Here is a 12,342-nt window from a genome sequence, read left to right on the forward strand (position 1 = left end):
GACGCAAGCTCATATTAAAAGTGGGCAATATTCTATCACTCTACTTCTATTCCTCAACGCAATAACATCGCCTGATCCAGCAATCTCCCGCTAAAATGCTTACGATTTCAACGATGATGCACACAAATAAAGCTCTCTGACTAATTTTACGACGAACAGCCATTTAAGTTTTAAAAAGCGTTGACTCACTATGAACTATCCCTATAATGCCACTCCACACAGCGCGGGTGATTAGCTCAGCTGGGAGAGCACCTCCCTTACAAGGAGGGGGTCGGCGGTTCGATCCCGTCATCACCCACCACTCTTTACTTAGTAAAGAGTTCCGTTGTGAAGAGATTAAGTGTGATAAGCGGGTGATTAGCTCAGCTGGGAGAGCACCTCCCTTACAAGGAGGGGGTCGGCGGTTCGATCCCGTCATCACCCACCACTTATCAGCCAGCGCCTTGATCTCTAAATGTGTTACAGAAGTGGGTGATTAGCTCAGCTGGGAGAGCACCTCCCTTACAAGGAGGGGGTCGGCGGTTCGATCCCGTCATCACCCACCACTTCTTCGGGTCGTTAGCTCAGTTGGTAGAGCAGTTGACTTTTAATCAATTGGTCGCAGGTTCGAATCCTGCACGACCCACCATGTTCGTTTTTTATGCAGTACCCAATCCAGAACTCTGACTCATACTTCTCTCACGATTTTGGGGATGAAGATGGGTTTCCGTTCGTTCTTAAAAAATCAATAACGCTTAGCACACGTGCTATAGCAACCTCCCCTATCCTCACCAACACAATTCATCGATTCAACCTTAACGCCCTGATTCATATACCGTGTGTATTGACGCACTCGTGCCCGAAAGCTCAGCCTCAGGCACTAAATGAAATTTCGAACACTTACAACGCAGTCTCATCCTCTTATATTTGCTTACGGATTACGATCGATATGCTTTGATAACAATCGGTTAATAACCGTACTTACCACCTCAAACTTTCTTCTGCAAACCCCAGCCACAATAATTCTTGAGGTGGAAGAGTGATAACTTTTGATTGTAGTTTTTTCGTGTTTGGAACGGATTTCTGTGTTTTTTTGTCGATTGATGAGTGGATACCGCTCAGCGCTGGGCTGTTGAGCGGCGCGTTTTGCGCAATGCTGTTCGTTATCCTCGTCGCAAAGTGCGGGTTATTACCCAGCGCGGCCACGTTGAGGTTGCCCGCTTTCGCGCCGGTCAGCAGGTGGTCGAACCTGCCGGCCGTCGAACTTGAGGGTATTGAGGGCCGCGCCGACCTGCGTCCTCTGCCGGATGTCCGCCTGCGTGGCGGTCGCGGCCGTGTCGACGATGCTCAGCAGATCTTTGCCCTTCATCGGGTCCACGCCACCATCCATCAGCGTTTGCAGCCCCGTCGTCAGCACGGACTGGCGCTGGCGCGCCGACTGCGAGGACTCCCGCAGGGCATCGGAGATCTGCCGCTCTTGCGTGCCGGACAACCCACGGCTGACGGTGATATTCCTCGGGCTGGCCTGCTGGCCCGCATAGGCCTTGAACCCGCCCACCACGGGGGCCGCCGTCTCTTTGACGTTGGCAGCGGACTCGGACCAGCCCGCGCGCGCCGCAGAGCCAGCCAGAAAGACAAGAATGCGTGGTATGAAGTTGGGGGTTCGGGAGTTGGACGTTAAGAGTTCTAATAAGGGAAAAGTGATGAATGGAAAATGGAGACGGCAGAATTTGAGATGTCGGCAGCAGGCGACCGCAATTGAGCAAAAAGCGACATCGGCGTTCAGCCGTTAGGCTCAGACGACAACGCCTTAAGCAAAAAGCGACGGCAGGATTGAGCTGTCGGAAAATCCCGACGGTGGAATAGATTGAATAGGTGAAAGGACGTCGCCGAATCATAAAAACGTCTCCGCGATGAAGACGACGCGGAAACGCTTGGGTTTAGTCGAGCCAATATTTGGCGGGGTGGGCAATGCCGGGCAGGCTGTCGACCGTGTAGTCGACCAGATCCTCGCCAAGGCGGGTCAGACTCACCGTCTCGCTGCCATAGGGCTCCGGTTTGACCGAGATCGTATGGCTGTCGGTCAGGTAGTCCAGCGCCCTACGCAATTCGGGCGCCGTCACATCGGGATATATCCCGCGCATCACCTCCAGCAGAAAAAACAGGCTGACGGGATACGGCCGCGCACGGCTTAGCGTCACCAGAACATGCCAACGCATGGACTCCTGACGCAATCGAGACATTTCCACCGTTAAGATCTCCCATGCTGTTGCACCAGCTCCAACTTGTTGTAGAGCGCGTCAAGCTTGGCTTCGATGACCGTCTGTCCGCGAATGTAATCCTCACGGCGCACATAGTTCAGCGGCAAGTCGGCCTTAAACGCCATAAACTCGCGCTCCAGGCTGTTGAGGTTGCCCATGCTGGTCCTGAAACTGGTGTCCAGCGCCAGGAACTGCTCGGCCTGACGCTTCTCCATTTGGGCAAAAAACATCTTCGCGACCGCGAAAACGAAGCCCATAAAGGAGAGAAGCAGGCCGACCAGCGTCCAGAATTCAATCTCGACTTTCATCTCTTCAGCCCCGCGATATAGTCCAGCAGCGCGTTCTCCTGGGCGGCGAGCCGTCGATAGGCGGCGCCGGTTTCAGTGGCGTGAGCAAGGAAATCGCGCTGGGCGGCGGCAGGCGCCTGATCGTCGGCACGGGCACAGCGCGGCACTCCGACCCACGACGCCAACAGCAGCGCGGACAACAGCAGGCTCACAGTTTGTGGCGACAGCATGATTACAACCCCGTCGCCACAGACAGACACACGGCCGCGACGAACATCGCGCGACGCAGCAGCACGGCGGCAAATACCGGCTCAGAACCGGCCCGCACCGGGTAACGCACCCGCGCCATCTGCTCCGGATCGTGCTCCAGATACTGCCCCAGCGAGGCTTTCGGGAACAGCGAACGATCCAGCCAGTAGCCCAGCACCGCCGCCAACGTAATCAGCGAGATCTTATAGATCACCACCGACAGCTGCTGCGACGACACCAGCGCAATAAGCCCCAGCAGCAACAGCGCCGTCAGTTGCCAGCCCAACAATCGTTCCAGCCGCATGATGCGGCGTTTTTTACTTTGCATAACAATCTCCTTGAGAAGTGAAATGCACACAGCATTACGGAGACGATCGGGGGGTGATTGTAAACGGGGTTATAGCGTCCATGACCTTGCAAGCCGCGTGGCTCAAGGGGTGTCGCTCATTTTGATGACGGAAAAAGCATCAGAAATTCAAGTTCGGAGACGCGGAAAACGCGCAAGAGGCGTGAAAACCGCACCGCGCCAAAGGCGCTTAAAACCGGCCATTCTCGATAGGCAGCCCCGGCGCTCGGCCCGCGCCAAAAGGCGACACCCGCGATATCGTATCAACGCGCCCGGGCTCGCGATAACACCACGAGTCCGGTCAGTTTTCATACAACGGCCAAGACTAGACGCGCGGAAAAAATTCCGCCACTCGTTTTTGCCCGTCATTTCTGTTTTTACATCGGCGATCACGCCCCGCGACGGAGCGCCAAACGGCGGCGGCGCGCTGACATCGCTCACGGCCCCCGTAAGCCAACAGGTAAGCGCGAGCGCCAGAACGGACGCTAAGGCGGATCATACGGCGAGCGGAGAAGTATCATGCTGATATCGCGCTTGCGCGCGGCGGCGGTATCAGATGGAGGTATCAGGTGGCGGTCCGTGCCCGAATAACAGGAGAAATGACTTCATAAGAAAAGCCTGGTTCCGCCCGGGAGGGGGCTGCCGCCGCCCACGCCCCCACGCGGAACTTTAGAGGGATATCCCAGAGAAGTAACAATCAATTTAATAAATACATCAGCCTGCGGTTATTGTTGGTAATGACTATCCAGCGTCTTTTTCGCCTTCGCTTATTTTATGGTCCGGCAGCGCCGGATTATTTTCGCTCATCGCCGGAAAGCGAATACGTGACGGCACCGTTAAATGGCTTCGGCAAAGATGATGAATGTCTGTGCTCGGCACGGAAATCAGGGATAAAACCGCTCCCACCGCGCGATAGGGTTTAAGGGGACTCCGCAAGGCGTCAGGTATTTTTCTTACCTGCCTCGGCGAAACAAGATGACATCGATAGTATCGATAATAGACTGATTTTCCGTGGCTATCTGCGACTCGATTTTACGAATCTTCTCCAGATGTTTACCCGCGAGCGTAACCAGACAGACCCAGCTGGCATAAATAATCAGTTTCTTTTCGTCTAAATCTAACAAGGTGGGTTTTTGGTGGAGTATAAGAAAAATATTCAACAATACAAAAATAAACGCCCCGGAAATCAATCCGAATAAGAGAATGCAAGGAATATTAAAATAACAGCGGCGCGAAGATTCATTAAGGTTTGATATCAGGGCTTTTTTCATATTCAGTAGTGTTCGGTCATCCATTTCATGCAACTCAGGGGGCCTCACCGGTGCGGGATTTATATTCACGACGGACCCGACATGAATGGACCCGGGATTATCCCCTCCGACGCTTATCGTTATTTGCCGCTCCAGATTCTCTTGCGGCAGCATTTTTAAACTACCTGTGACCTGATCGACGAGCTCCTGTAATTCATTATCTCTTCTGTCCATGATTAGTCCTTTATATTATCAATGATTTATAACCAACTTCAGCACGCTATCAATCCTATCATTATCGACAGCAGGTTCTTTAATTAGGAAGTTATATATTTTTGCTGATTGTAATACGAGTTCCGCCGACGTCCAGCGTCGGCCCGCATCTTTAGCCAGCACTTCTAATTTTAGGACGATTTTTGCGAGCAGCTCCGCATCCAATGCACCGGCAGGCATGTCGGAATAGACGCCCCGCTCTCCGGTCAAAATGAATTGCACGTTGGCGCCATGCTGTGCAAAGGCCGCAAACACATCGCCGCCCGGCACCGCGATACCCCGCTCATATTTGCTCCACATTTCCCGAGATACGCCGCATCGCGCCGCGGCTTCGCCCTGTTTCAAGGCTAGCCGACTTCGCTCAGATTTCAGACGCTGAGCACAAAGAGAATCAAAGTTCACAAAAACCCCATTGACAATGAGTACTAAAGTTCACAAAATCTATTGAACAAATAAATACTTTCTTCGTAGAAAAGGAGCCATCTCGATGAAAACCCCCGAGCAGGTCAAGCAGCTGTTCCGGCAAAACGGTTGGACATTCAACCGCTGGGCCAAGGAAAACGGCTACCGCCCCTCAGACGTCTACCGCGTACTGAACGGACTCACGAAGGCGAAATACGGAAAAGGCCATGAAATTGCTGTGAAACTCGGCCTGAAAACGCCTCAACCCGCTTGATGGTTATTAACCTGCGTAACAGATTATCACATATTAAAAAAAGGAGAATGTGGCATGAGCAAGGCAAACGTATCCAGCGCAGGCGTCCGTATTCTGCGCGTTCTCAAAGCATTGCGCGGCCACACGCTCGGCGGCGTTTCGAACGGTGAACTGGCTGCCGCGCGGGAAGAGTCGCCCGCCAACATCCACCGCGCGCTGCACTCGCTGATGGAAGAAGGGCTGGCGCAGCGCCTCGACAACGGCCGTTTCGCGCTAAGCATGCAGACCCTGCAAATCGCCCGCGCCCACCCAACGAGGTCGCCCGCGCCCAAGACCGTATCGACGAAATGAACCAGCGATTGCTGGCCGGCAGCCGGTAGTAGAAGGACCTACACACATGGCAAGAATAAAAACTTTACCGCTTGAATTAGTTGCGGATGCCGCATTGGCCCGCGATCTGGACGAAAGCCTCAACACGCTGTCGCAGCACCAGACGCGCATCATGCAGCAATACGGCGAAGGGCTGCCCTACGAGCGCGAGCGCATCGTTCATGAAGCCCGTTTTTACATGGCGCAGAGCACGGAAGCAAGGCTGGAAGCCGGCAAATGTCTGGTGATCCTCAAGGAAAATGAGCCGCACGGCATTTTCACGGCCATCGTCGAAAACGAGCTGGGGCTGGCATCGCAGGTGGCCCGCCGCATGATGCAGGCCAGCGTCAAGTTTCTGAGCGACGGCGCGCAGCCAAAGCGCTCATCGCTGCGCGTTCTGGGCAAAACCAAGCTGTATGAACTGATGGTGCTGGACGGCGACGAGCACTACTGGCAGGTCGAAGAGGTCGAGAAGGACGCCTACGGCTTCGCCGCCTCCGCGCCCGTCATTGGCGAACGGTTCCGCGCACAGGCCGCCACGCCCGCGCAGACGGCCAAAGCCGAGCTGGAGCGGCGCATCACCGGGACGGACAGCGCGACGGACGCCGCCGACGCCCGCCGGGCCAACACGCTGCCGTTCGGCGGCTGGCTCAACCCGTACAAGTCTATCGACGACGCCGAACTGCCGAGCTATCTGCCCCGGCGCGGCCAGCCCTCTCCGGTCCGTGCGCCGCAGGTGGAGCCGCGCCCGCTGAGCCACGTCGAGGCCGTCCGCCTGCTGCGCGAGCGCTTCCTGGTCCATCAGCAAAGCTGGACCTCCGCGCACTATCGCCAACTGGCCGACCGCTATCCCGACGGCGTACCCATTGAGGCGCTGGAGACGCTGGCGGGCGAATTGCCGCCGCCGTCCGCCCGCATCGTCAGCGGGCCTTGACCCCCGGCGCGACCGCGCCGCAACCTGACCGGGCCGACTCGCTAAGCGGCCTTTCCCGCCGACCCAGAGCGACGCACCTCGCGCCGCCCAGGGGACGCTCAACCTTTTTTCGGCGTGACGGCACGCCGCAGAGACCATGCGAGAGCGCAAGACGCCCCGACGGCACGCCGTCAGGAAACGATCGCCACGCGTGATGGAGGCAAGGATGTTATTGAGAAAACAGGTGTTGCACCCCGAAACCCGCAAAGCGTTCGGCCTGTTTCGCGACCCGTTCGCGGAGGACGCGCTGCAAGGCCCCGGGGACGTGTTCGTCACGCCCGACACTCGTTATGTGCGGGAAGCGCTGCATCAGACCGTGTGCTACGGCGGCTTCATGGCGGTGATCGGCAAATCCGGCGCGGGCAAGTCCACGCTGCGCCGCGACCTGATCGACCGGTCGGCGCGCTCGCGCGCCCCGGTGGTCGTCATCGAACCCTGCACGCTGGCGATGGAAGACAACAACGTCAAAGGCAAAACGCTGAAGGCGGCGAGCATCGTTGAAGCGGCGATCGGCACGCTCGCGCCGCTCGAACCGGTCAAACGTACGCAGGACGCCTGCTTCCGCCAGATGCACCGGGTGCTGCGCGACAGCAGCCGCAGCGGCTACAGCCATGTGCCGATCATCGAAGAAGCGCACAGCCTGCCGATCCCCACGCTCAAGCATCTCAAGCGCTTCTTCGAGCTGGAGAGCGACTTCAAAAAACTACTGTCCATCGCGCTGATCGGCCAGCCGGAGCTGGGGTCGAAGCTCAGCGAACGCAATCCCGAGGTGCGCGAAGTAGTGCAGCGCTGCGAAGTGGTCGAACTGCGGCCGCTGGACGGAACGCTGGCGGACTTTCTTAGCTTCAAACTGGGCCGAGTCGGCAAAACGCTCGGCGACATTCTCGACGACGGCGTGCTGGACGCCCTCCGCGCCCGTCTCCGCTTTCATGCGGGCGGCCGCCATACGGTCAGCCTGCTTTACCCCCTTGCTATCGGCAACCTAATGATCGCCGCCATGAATCTGGCGGCCAGTATCGGCATCCCCCTCATCAATTCAGACGTTATTAAAGGACTCTAATCATGGCCAAAATCATCATCAACATTACGCACAAAAAAGAAAAAGCGGCGCGCGGACTGAGCGCGGTGGATCTGTCTTGCGCCGTTACGGCGGAGCTGGAAGAGCACGAAGAGCAGATGACGCTGTTGATGACTCAACTGCTCGGCGCCGGGCTGCCGGACCTGATCGAGTCCGCCAACGACCAGTTGGTCATGCTGCTGGAAGACCAGGGGGTGCGGGTGGCGGAGGCGACCGTCACGCCGCTGGGTGCCGACGCCACGGCGTCGGACGACGCGGAAGAAACCCGCTAATAAGTGACTGACCGGCGTCCGCGCCGGTCGCCCTCGCTCCGTTAACGAGGAAATTGTAGTGAAATCCATTATTTTTGACATTAAGGAAAGGAATACATCATGACAAACAGCAACAGTTTTCGCAGTAAAGGCCCGGAGCTGCTGGTCGAGCTGGCTCAGCACACCGCCAACATTCTCCACGAGGCCGTGGACATCGACACCCGCACCGCCGACCAGATAGGCGAAGCCGTCGCCAGCCACATGATGCAGGTGTGGGGCGGACAAAACGTCTACTTCCCGATGGGGATGGCCTGGCGAGTCAGCCAGCGCGACCAGGAGATTTTCAGCAACTTCAACGGCAAGAACCACCATGAGCTGGCCCGCAAATACGGCGTTTCGCTGCAGTGGATCTACAGCGTCGTCAAACGCGTTCGCAAGGAGGAACAGGCTCGCATTCAAGGCTCGCCGTTTAAGGGCGACGGCGCCGACGACAGCGTTCCCGACGACGACTGATCGCCCCGCCCGGATCGCGCTCCCCGCCGGTCCGGGCGGGGTTTGCCCCGAGCCCCCTCTTCTGAAACGCCACAAAATGCCTGAGGTGGAAACACCACTGATTGATGGGCTTACCTGCGGCGGATTCCCAATAGGCCTTAGCGCCCCGGCGATATAGGGATAACACACGGCGAAAAACGCAGATTCACCCACGCTGAGGCGCTGAAACAGCGCTAAAAATAACGGCGATTCCTGCTTTCTCACTGACCGTTCGCTACAGCGGATGAGCAGCTGGACGGTGAACTGAACGGTCCTCTGACCTGTTGCCATTTATCGCCAGTCCCAATTTTGCGGATAATACGGCATTTCTCTTCGCAGATATTCGCTGAATAACGGTCACCAACTTCGCTCACCTGTCTTTTATGGCTATCGTCTATTTTCATTAGGCCCGCGCCGGTACTAAGCGAATAAAAAATAAAAATACTGATAAGACCAGTTTCCCCGGCGACGCTGAATAATAATTCCACCAAAAAATAATGGACGCAAAAAAAAATCTGACAACGCGCTTTTATCAAAAAAAAGACAAAATCCTAACGAAATAGCCGGCAAATAAAAGGGGAAATAGATTCGTTATTATCCCGAACTTATCGGCATTATTAACCAGCGATCAAGAGTAATATAAAAATTCGATTTCTCTTTTCTGGCATATGATTATTCAGATTCATTTATTTTTTCATATAGTAAAAAAGTTTCATTCATCCGAGTTTCCCATTCCCGCCTTCGCATCCACCACGCTTATTATCTCTCTTGTTGACTGGGGATTATATTGAGGGGGAGAGGAGGATATGCCCTTAAATATCACACACAAATCAAAAGCAGAATTGAACAGAAAACAGGCATTGCTATGAAATTATTTTTCGACGCTCATTAAAGGAAAAAGATCCTCAGCGCAAAAAGTCAGCGATGAAAAATCAGTGGAGTGATAAGCGAGTTTGACAGACAGGACAATTAAATAGCGTGATAATAATAACAAGGATCATCACCACACTATTGAGACCACGGAGATAACATGACCCGGTTTTTTACAAAGATAGGGCCATTCGACGAAATTTAAATTTCCCAGTCGTGATTGTAGGTTTTAGGTTTGAATTGAATGATGTCGCCTCGATGTAGTCCGGCCAACGTGGCGTCATCGTGAGCGACTTCCGCTTCAATCAGCTCAGGATTCCCCTCAATCTGCAACGTTAAGCGCGTTAACGCTCCCAACGGACGAATATCCTTGACGGCAACCGGTTGGTAGTCCGGCTGTGGCTCTTTCGATAACACCACTTCATGCGGGCGGAACAAGATGGATTTGTCGGATTCAGACAACGTAAGTCGGTTGCTGTCACCGAGGAAATGGTACACAAACTCGCTGGCCGGATGGTTATAAACCTCATGCGGCGTCCCGATCTGCTCAATCACGCCTTTATTCATCAACACAATCCGATCGGCCACTTCCATCGCCTCTTCCTGATCGTGAGTCACGAACACCGACGTCAGATTAATGTTTTCGTGCAGACGAGACAGCCAGCGCCGCAGCTCTTTACGCACTTTCGCGTCCAGCGCACCGAAAGGTTCATCCAGCAGCAGAATTCGCGGCTCGACGATCAGCGCTCGGGCGAGTGCAATACGCTGGCGCTGACCACCGGAAAGCTGCTCAGGATAACGATCCGCCAACCAGTCCAGTTGGACCATGTTCAGCAATTCATGCACTTTGGCTTCGATTTCACGTTTAGACGGACGTATCGGTTTCGGCTTCATCCTCAGGCCGAAGGCGACGTTATCGAAGACCGTCATGTGGCGGAATAAAGCGTAGTGCTGGAACACGAAGCCCACATTGCGATCGCGGACGTCGTGTACCGAAACGTCTTCGCCGTGAAACACGATATTGCCGCTGTCCGGTTGCTCCAGCCCGGCGATAATACGCAGCAGAGTCGTCTTGCCACAGCCGGACGGCCCCAACAACGCTACCAGTTCGCCGCTTTGAATAGACAGATTGATGGTATTCAGCGCCTGAAACTGACCAAATTGCTTGCTAACGTTATGGACCTCAATGCTCATTTTTGGCCAGCTCCTGTTGTTGCTCTAACTGTTTCGTCAAACGTGCCTCGCTCCACTGGCGCAGCAGCAGTATCACCAACGACATCACCAGCAGCAGAATAGCCACGCTGAACGCCGCGACAATGTTGTATTCGTTATAGAGAATTTCGATGTGCAGAGGCAGCGTATTGGTCATGCCGCGGATGTGTCCCGACACCACGGAAACCGCGCCAAACTCCCCCATCGCGCGAGCCGTACACAGCACCACGCCATAAATCAGCGCCCATTTCACGTTCGGCAACGTGATGTTCCAGAACATCTGCCAGCCGTTCGCGCCCAACAGACGCGCAGCCTCTTCTTCCTGCGATCCCTGTTGTTCCATCAGTGGAATCAGCTCGCGCGCCACATACGGCAACGTCACGAAGATAGTCGCCAACACGATGCCCGGCACCGCATAAACCACCTGCAGATCATGCTCCATCAAGAACGGATAAAGTTTGCTTTGCGCCCCGAACAGCAGCACATAGACCAGACCGGTCACCACCGGAGAGACCGAGAACGGCAAGTCGATCAAGGCCAGCAACAGCGTCTTACCGCGAAACTCGAACTTGGTCACACACCATGCCGTCGCCAGACCGAAAATCATATTCAACGGCACGGAAATCACGGTGGCAAACAGCGTCAGCTTGAGCGCCGACACGGCGTCAGGCTCGGAAATCGCATTCCAGAATGCGCCCACGCCATTGTGTAACCCCTGCGTCACCACCATGACCAGCGGCAACACCAACACCAGCACGAAGACCACCCAGGCAAGCCCGACCAAGGTGTAATAAGTCACAGGCCGCCGGGAAACAGAGCGTGTCTTGTCTGACACGGAAACTGTGTTATCCATCATCATCCCTTAGCGATTTGATTGAATTCGGCGCTGCAACAAGTTGATCAGCAACAGCATAATGAACGACAGCACCAGCATGAATACGCCGATACCGGTCGCCCCTTTGTAATCATACTGGTCCAGCTTGGAGACGATCAGCAACGGCATGATCTCCGTTTTAAACGGGATATTGCCGGCGATAAACACCACGGAACCGTACTCCCCCACACCTCGCGCAAAAGCCAGCGCGAAGCCGGTCAACCAGGCAGGCAGAATGGCGGGGACCAGTACGTGACGGAATATCTGCAGCGGTCCGGCGCCAAGACAAGACGCGGCCTCTTCCACTTCCTTGGGAATGTCCGCCAGCACCGGCTGTACCGTCCGCACCACGAACGGCAGCGTAACGAAAATCAGCGCCAGCGTTATCCCCAGAGGGGTGTAGGCGATCTTGAAGGGAAACAGGCTGCCCACCAGTCCGGTTGGTGCGTAGAGCGACGTCAGCGCAATACCGGCCACAGCGGTTGGCAATGCAAACGGCATATCGATCATGGCATCGATAATTTTGCGGCCAGGGAAGGTATAACGCACCAGCACCCAGGCCAACAACGTACCAATAATGCCGTTGATGAAGGCGGCGGACAGGGCCGTGGAAAACGAAAGCCGCACAGAGGACAACACCTGCCGGCTGGTGATCAGATCCCAAAACTGGGTCAGTGTGAGTTGGCTGGCGTAGAGGAACATCGCCGCCAGCGGGATTAAAACGATCAGCCCCAGGTAGGTGAGGCTAAAGCCTAATGTTAATCCAAAACCGGGCATCACCGGCGAAGCGCGTCGCGACATAACAAGCCTTTCTTTTATCTACCCGACCACAAAGGTCTCTCGCATCCCTGCGAGAAAAAACCGTCCCACACCGGGGCGGTTTA

Annotated in this window: 14 protein-coding genes, 4 tRNA genes and 2 pseudogenes; 11 read left to right on the forward strand and 9 right to left on the reverse strand. The window is 55.4% G+C overall.

Annotation, left to right across the window (positions count from 1 at the left end; all coding sequences use genetic code 11):
- Positions 1-225: 225 nt before the first annotated feature.
- The 5 genes from I6N93_RS12095 (at position 226) to I6N93_RS12115 (ending at position 1,660) form a co-directional block, all read left to right on the forward strand.
- Positions 226-301 (forward strand) — tRNA-Val (locus I6N93_RS12095).
- A 50-nt stretch (positions 302-351) separates the two neighbouring features.
- A tRNA-Val gene (locus I6N93_RS12100) sits at positions 352-427 on the forward strand.
- Positions 428-469: 42 nt separating this feature from the next.
- Positions 470-545, forward strand: a tRNA-Val gene (locus tag I6N93_RS12105).
- A gap of 7 nt (positions 546-552) precedes the next feature.
- Positions 553-628: transfer RNA gene (locus I6N93_RS12110), tRNA-Lys, on the forward strand.
- Between the two features lie 444 nt (positions 629-1,072).
- Positions 1,073-1,660: a hypothetical protein gene (locus tag I6N93_RS12115; protein ID WP_139829942.1), complete on the forward strand. Its 588-nt coding sequence runs from the start codon at positions 1,073-1,075 to the stop codon at positions 1,658-1,660.
- 259 nt (positions 1,661-1,919) lie between these two features.
- Here the strand turns inward: I6N93_RS12115 and I6N93_RS12120 are convergent, their stop codons facing one another.
- The 6 genes from I6N93_RS12120 to I6N93_RS17275 all read right to left on the reverse strand — a co-directional run bounded on the left by I6N93_RS12120 (position 1,920) and on the right by I6N93_RS17275 (position 5,047).
- Positions 1,920-2,222 carry a hypothetical protein gene (locus tag I6N93_RS12120; RefSeq protein WP_085689547.1) on the reverse strand — a complete coding sequence of 101 codons (303 nt, stop codon included), beginning with the start codon at positions 2,220-2,222 and terminating at the stop codon, positions 1,920-1,922.
- Positions 2,223-2,230: 8 nt separating this feature from the next.
- The gene (locus tag I6N93_RS12125; protein WP_085689476.1) at positions 2,231-2,548 is read right to left on the reverse strand and encodes a hypothetical protein; all 318 of its coding nucleotides are present in this window, start codon (positions 2,546-2,548) and stop codon (positions 2,231-2,233) included.
- Positions 2,545-2,757 (reverse strand): hypothetical protein, encoded by a 213-nt coding sequence (locus I6N93_RS12130; protein WP_085689479.1) that lies wholly within the window; start codon positions 2,755-2,757, stop codon positions 2,545-2,547. Before I6N93_RS12130 ends, I6N93_RS12125 begins: the two co-directional genes overlap by 4 nt.
- 2 nt (positions 2,758-2,759) lie before the next feature.
- Positions 2,760-3,104: a putative holin gene (locus I6N93_RS12135; protein ID WP_085689482.1), complete on the reverse strand. Its 345-nt coding sequence runs from the start codon at positions 3,102-3,104 to the stop codon at positions 2,760-2,762.
- 971 nt (positions 3,105-4,075) lie between these two features.
- Positions 4,076-4,606, reverse strand: a complete 531-nt coding sequence (locus tag I6N93_RS12140) for a hypothetical protein (RefSeq protein WP_085689484.1) — start codon at positions 4,604-4,606, stop codon at positions 4,076-4,078.
- Between the two features lie 18 nt (positions 4,607-4,624).
- On the reverse strand, positions 4,625-5,047 hold the full coding sequence (locus I6N93_RS17275; RefSeq protein WP_232100018.1) for a helix-turn-helix domain-containing protein: 423 nt from the start codon (positions 5,045-5,047) through the stop codon (positions 4,625-4,627).
- A gap of 85 nt (positions 5,048-5,132) precedes the next feature.
- Between I6N93_RS17275 and I6N93_RS12150 the strand changes: the two genes are divergently transcribed.
- The 6 genes and pseudogenes from I6N93_RS12150 to I6N93_RS12175 all read left to right on the forward strand — a co-directional run bounded on the left by I6N93_RS12150 (position 5,133) and on the right by I6N93_RS12175 (position 8,484).
- Positions 5,133-5,321, forward strand: a complete 189-nt coding sequence (locus tag I6N93_RS12150) for a DNA-binding protein (protein WP_085689486.1) — start codon at positions 5,133-5,135, stop codon at positions 5,319-5,321.
- A 54-nt stretch (positions 5,322-5,375) separates the two neighbouring features.
- Positions 5,376-5,680 (forward strand): annotated as a pseudogene (locus tag I6N93_RS12155) (helix-turn-helix domain-containing protein).
- A gap of 17 nt (positions 5,681-5,697) precedes the next feature.
- Complete coding sequence (locus I6N93_RS17280; RefSeq protein WP_232100019.1) at positions 5,698-6,603, forward strand: hypothetical protein; 906 nt, start codon at positions 5,698-5,700, stop codon at positions 6,601-6,603.
- A gap of 196 nt (positions 6,604-6,799) precedes the next feature.
- Positions 6,800-7,702 (forward strand): annotated as a pseudogene (locus I6N93_RS12165) (ExeA family protein); the annotation flags it as partial.
- A gap of 2 nt (positions 7,703-7,704) precedes the next feature.
- Entirely contained in the window at positions 7,705-7,992 is a 288-nt protein-coding gene (locus tag I6N93_RS12170; protein WP_085689490.1) for a hypothetical protein, read from the forward strand.
- 99 nt (positions 7,993-8,091) lie between these two features.
- Entirely contained in the window at positions 8,092-8,484 is a 393-nt protein-coding gene (locus I6N93_RS12175) for a Mor transcription activator family protein (protein ID WP_085689492.1), read from the forward strand.
- A 1,089-nt stretch (positions 8,485-9,573) separates the two neighbouring features.
- Here I6N93_RS12175 and I6N93_RS12180 read toward each other — a convergent pair.
- The 3 genes from I6N93_RS12180 to cysT are packed head-to-tail and all read right to left on the reverse strand — an operon-like array spanning position 9,574 to position 12,259.
- Positions 9,574-10,566 carry a sulfate/molybdate ABC transporter ATP-binding protein gene (locus tag I6N93_RS12180; RefSeq protein WP_085689496.1) on the reverse strand — a complete coding sequence of 331 codons (993 nt, stop codon included), beginning with the start codon at positions 10,564-10,566 and terminating at the stop codon, positions 9,574-9,576.
- Positions 10,556-11,437 carry a sulfate ABC transporter permease subunit CysW gene (gene cysW, locus I6N93_RS12185; RefSeq protein ID WP_026741183.1) on the reverse strand — a complete coding sequence of 294 codons (882 nt, stop codon included), beginning with the start codon at positions 11,435-11,437 and terminating at the stop codon, positions 10,556-10,558. The genes I6N93_RS12180 and cysW overlap by 11 nt, the downstream gene beginning before the upstream one ends.
- A 9-nt stretch (positions 11,438-11,446) precedes the next feature.
- Positions 11,447-12,259: a sulfate ABC transporter permease subunit CysT gene (gene cysT / locus I6N93_RS12190; protein ID WP_085689499.1), complete on the reverse strand. Its 813-nt coding sequence runs from the start codon at positions 12,257-12,259 to the stop codon at positions 11,447-11,449.
- Between the last annotated feature and the right edge of the window lie 83 nt (positions 12,260-12,342).

This window comes from Lonsdalea populi (assembly GCF_015999465.1).
Lineage (GTDB): Bacteria > Pseudomonadota > Gammaproteobacteria > Enterobacterales > Enterobacteriaceae > Lonsdalea > Lonsdalea populi.

What these genes read in the sequence shown, in the direction of transcription:
- I6N93_RS12120 (WP_085689547.1), bottom strand. Translation starts at nt 2,222, where the DNA reads ATGTCTCGATTGCGTCAGGAGTCCATGCGTTGGCATGTTCTGGTGACG.
- I6N93_RS12125 (WP_085689476.1), bottom strand. Translation starts at nt 2,548, where the DNA reads ATGAAAGTCGAGATTGAATTCTGGACGCTGGTCGGCCTGCTTCTCTCC.
- I6N93_RS12130 (WP_085689479.1), bottom strand. Translation starts at nt 2,757, where the DNA reads ATGCTGTCGCCACAAACTGTGAGCCTGCTGTTGTCCGCGCTGCTGTTG.
- I6N93_RS12135 (WP_085689482.1), bottom strand. Translation starts at nt 3,104, where the DNA reads ATGCAAAGTAAAAAACGCCGCATCATGCGGCTGGAACGATTGTTGGGC.
- I6N93_RS12140 (WP_085689484.1), bottom strand. Translation starts at nt 4,606, where the DNA reads ATGGACAGAAGAGATAATGAATTACAGGAGCTCGTCGATCAGGTCACA.
- I6N93_RS12150 (WP_085689486.1), top strand. Translation starts at nt 5,133, where the DNA reads ATGAAAACCCCCGAGCAGGTCAAGCAGCTGTTCCGGCAAAACGGTTGG.
- I6N93_RS17280 (WP_232100019.1), top strand. Translation starts at nt 5,698, where the DNA reads ATGGCAAGAATAAAAACTTTACCGCTTGAATTAGTTGCGGATGCCGCA.
- I6N93_RS12170 (WP_085689490.1), top strand. Translation starts at nt 7,705, where the DNA reads ATGGCCAAAATCATCATCAACATTACGCACAAAAAAGAAAAAGCGGCG.
- I6N93_RS12175 (WP_085689492.1), top strand. Translation starts at nt 8,092, where the DNA reads ATGACAAACAGCAACAGTTTTCGCAGTAAAGGCCCGGAGCTGCTGGTC.
- I6N93_RS12180 (WP_085689496.1), bottom strand. Translation starts at nt 10,566, where the DNA reads ATGAGCATTGAGGTCCATAACGTTAGCAAGCAATTTGGTCAGTTTCAG.
- cysW (WP_026741183.1), bottom strand. Translation starts at nt 11,437, where the DNA reads ATGGATAACACAGTTTCCGTGTCAGACAAGACACGCTCTGTTTCCCGG.
- cysT (WP_085689499.1), bottom strand. Translation starts at nt 12,259, where the DNA reads ATGTCGCGACGCGCTTCGCCGGTGATGCCCGGTTTTGGATTAACATTA.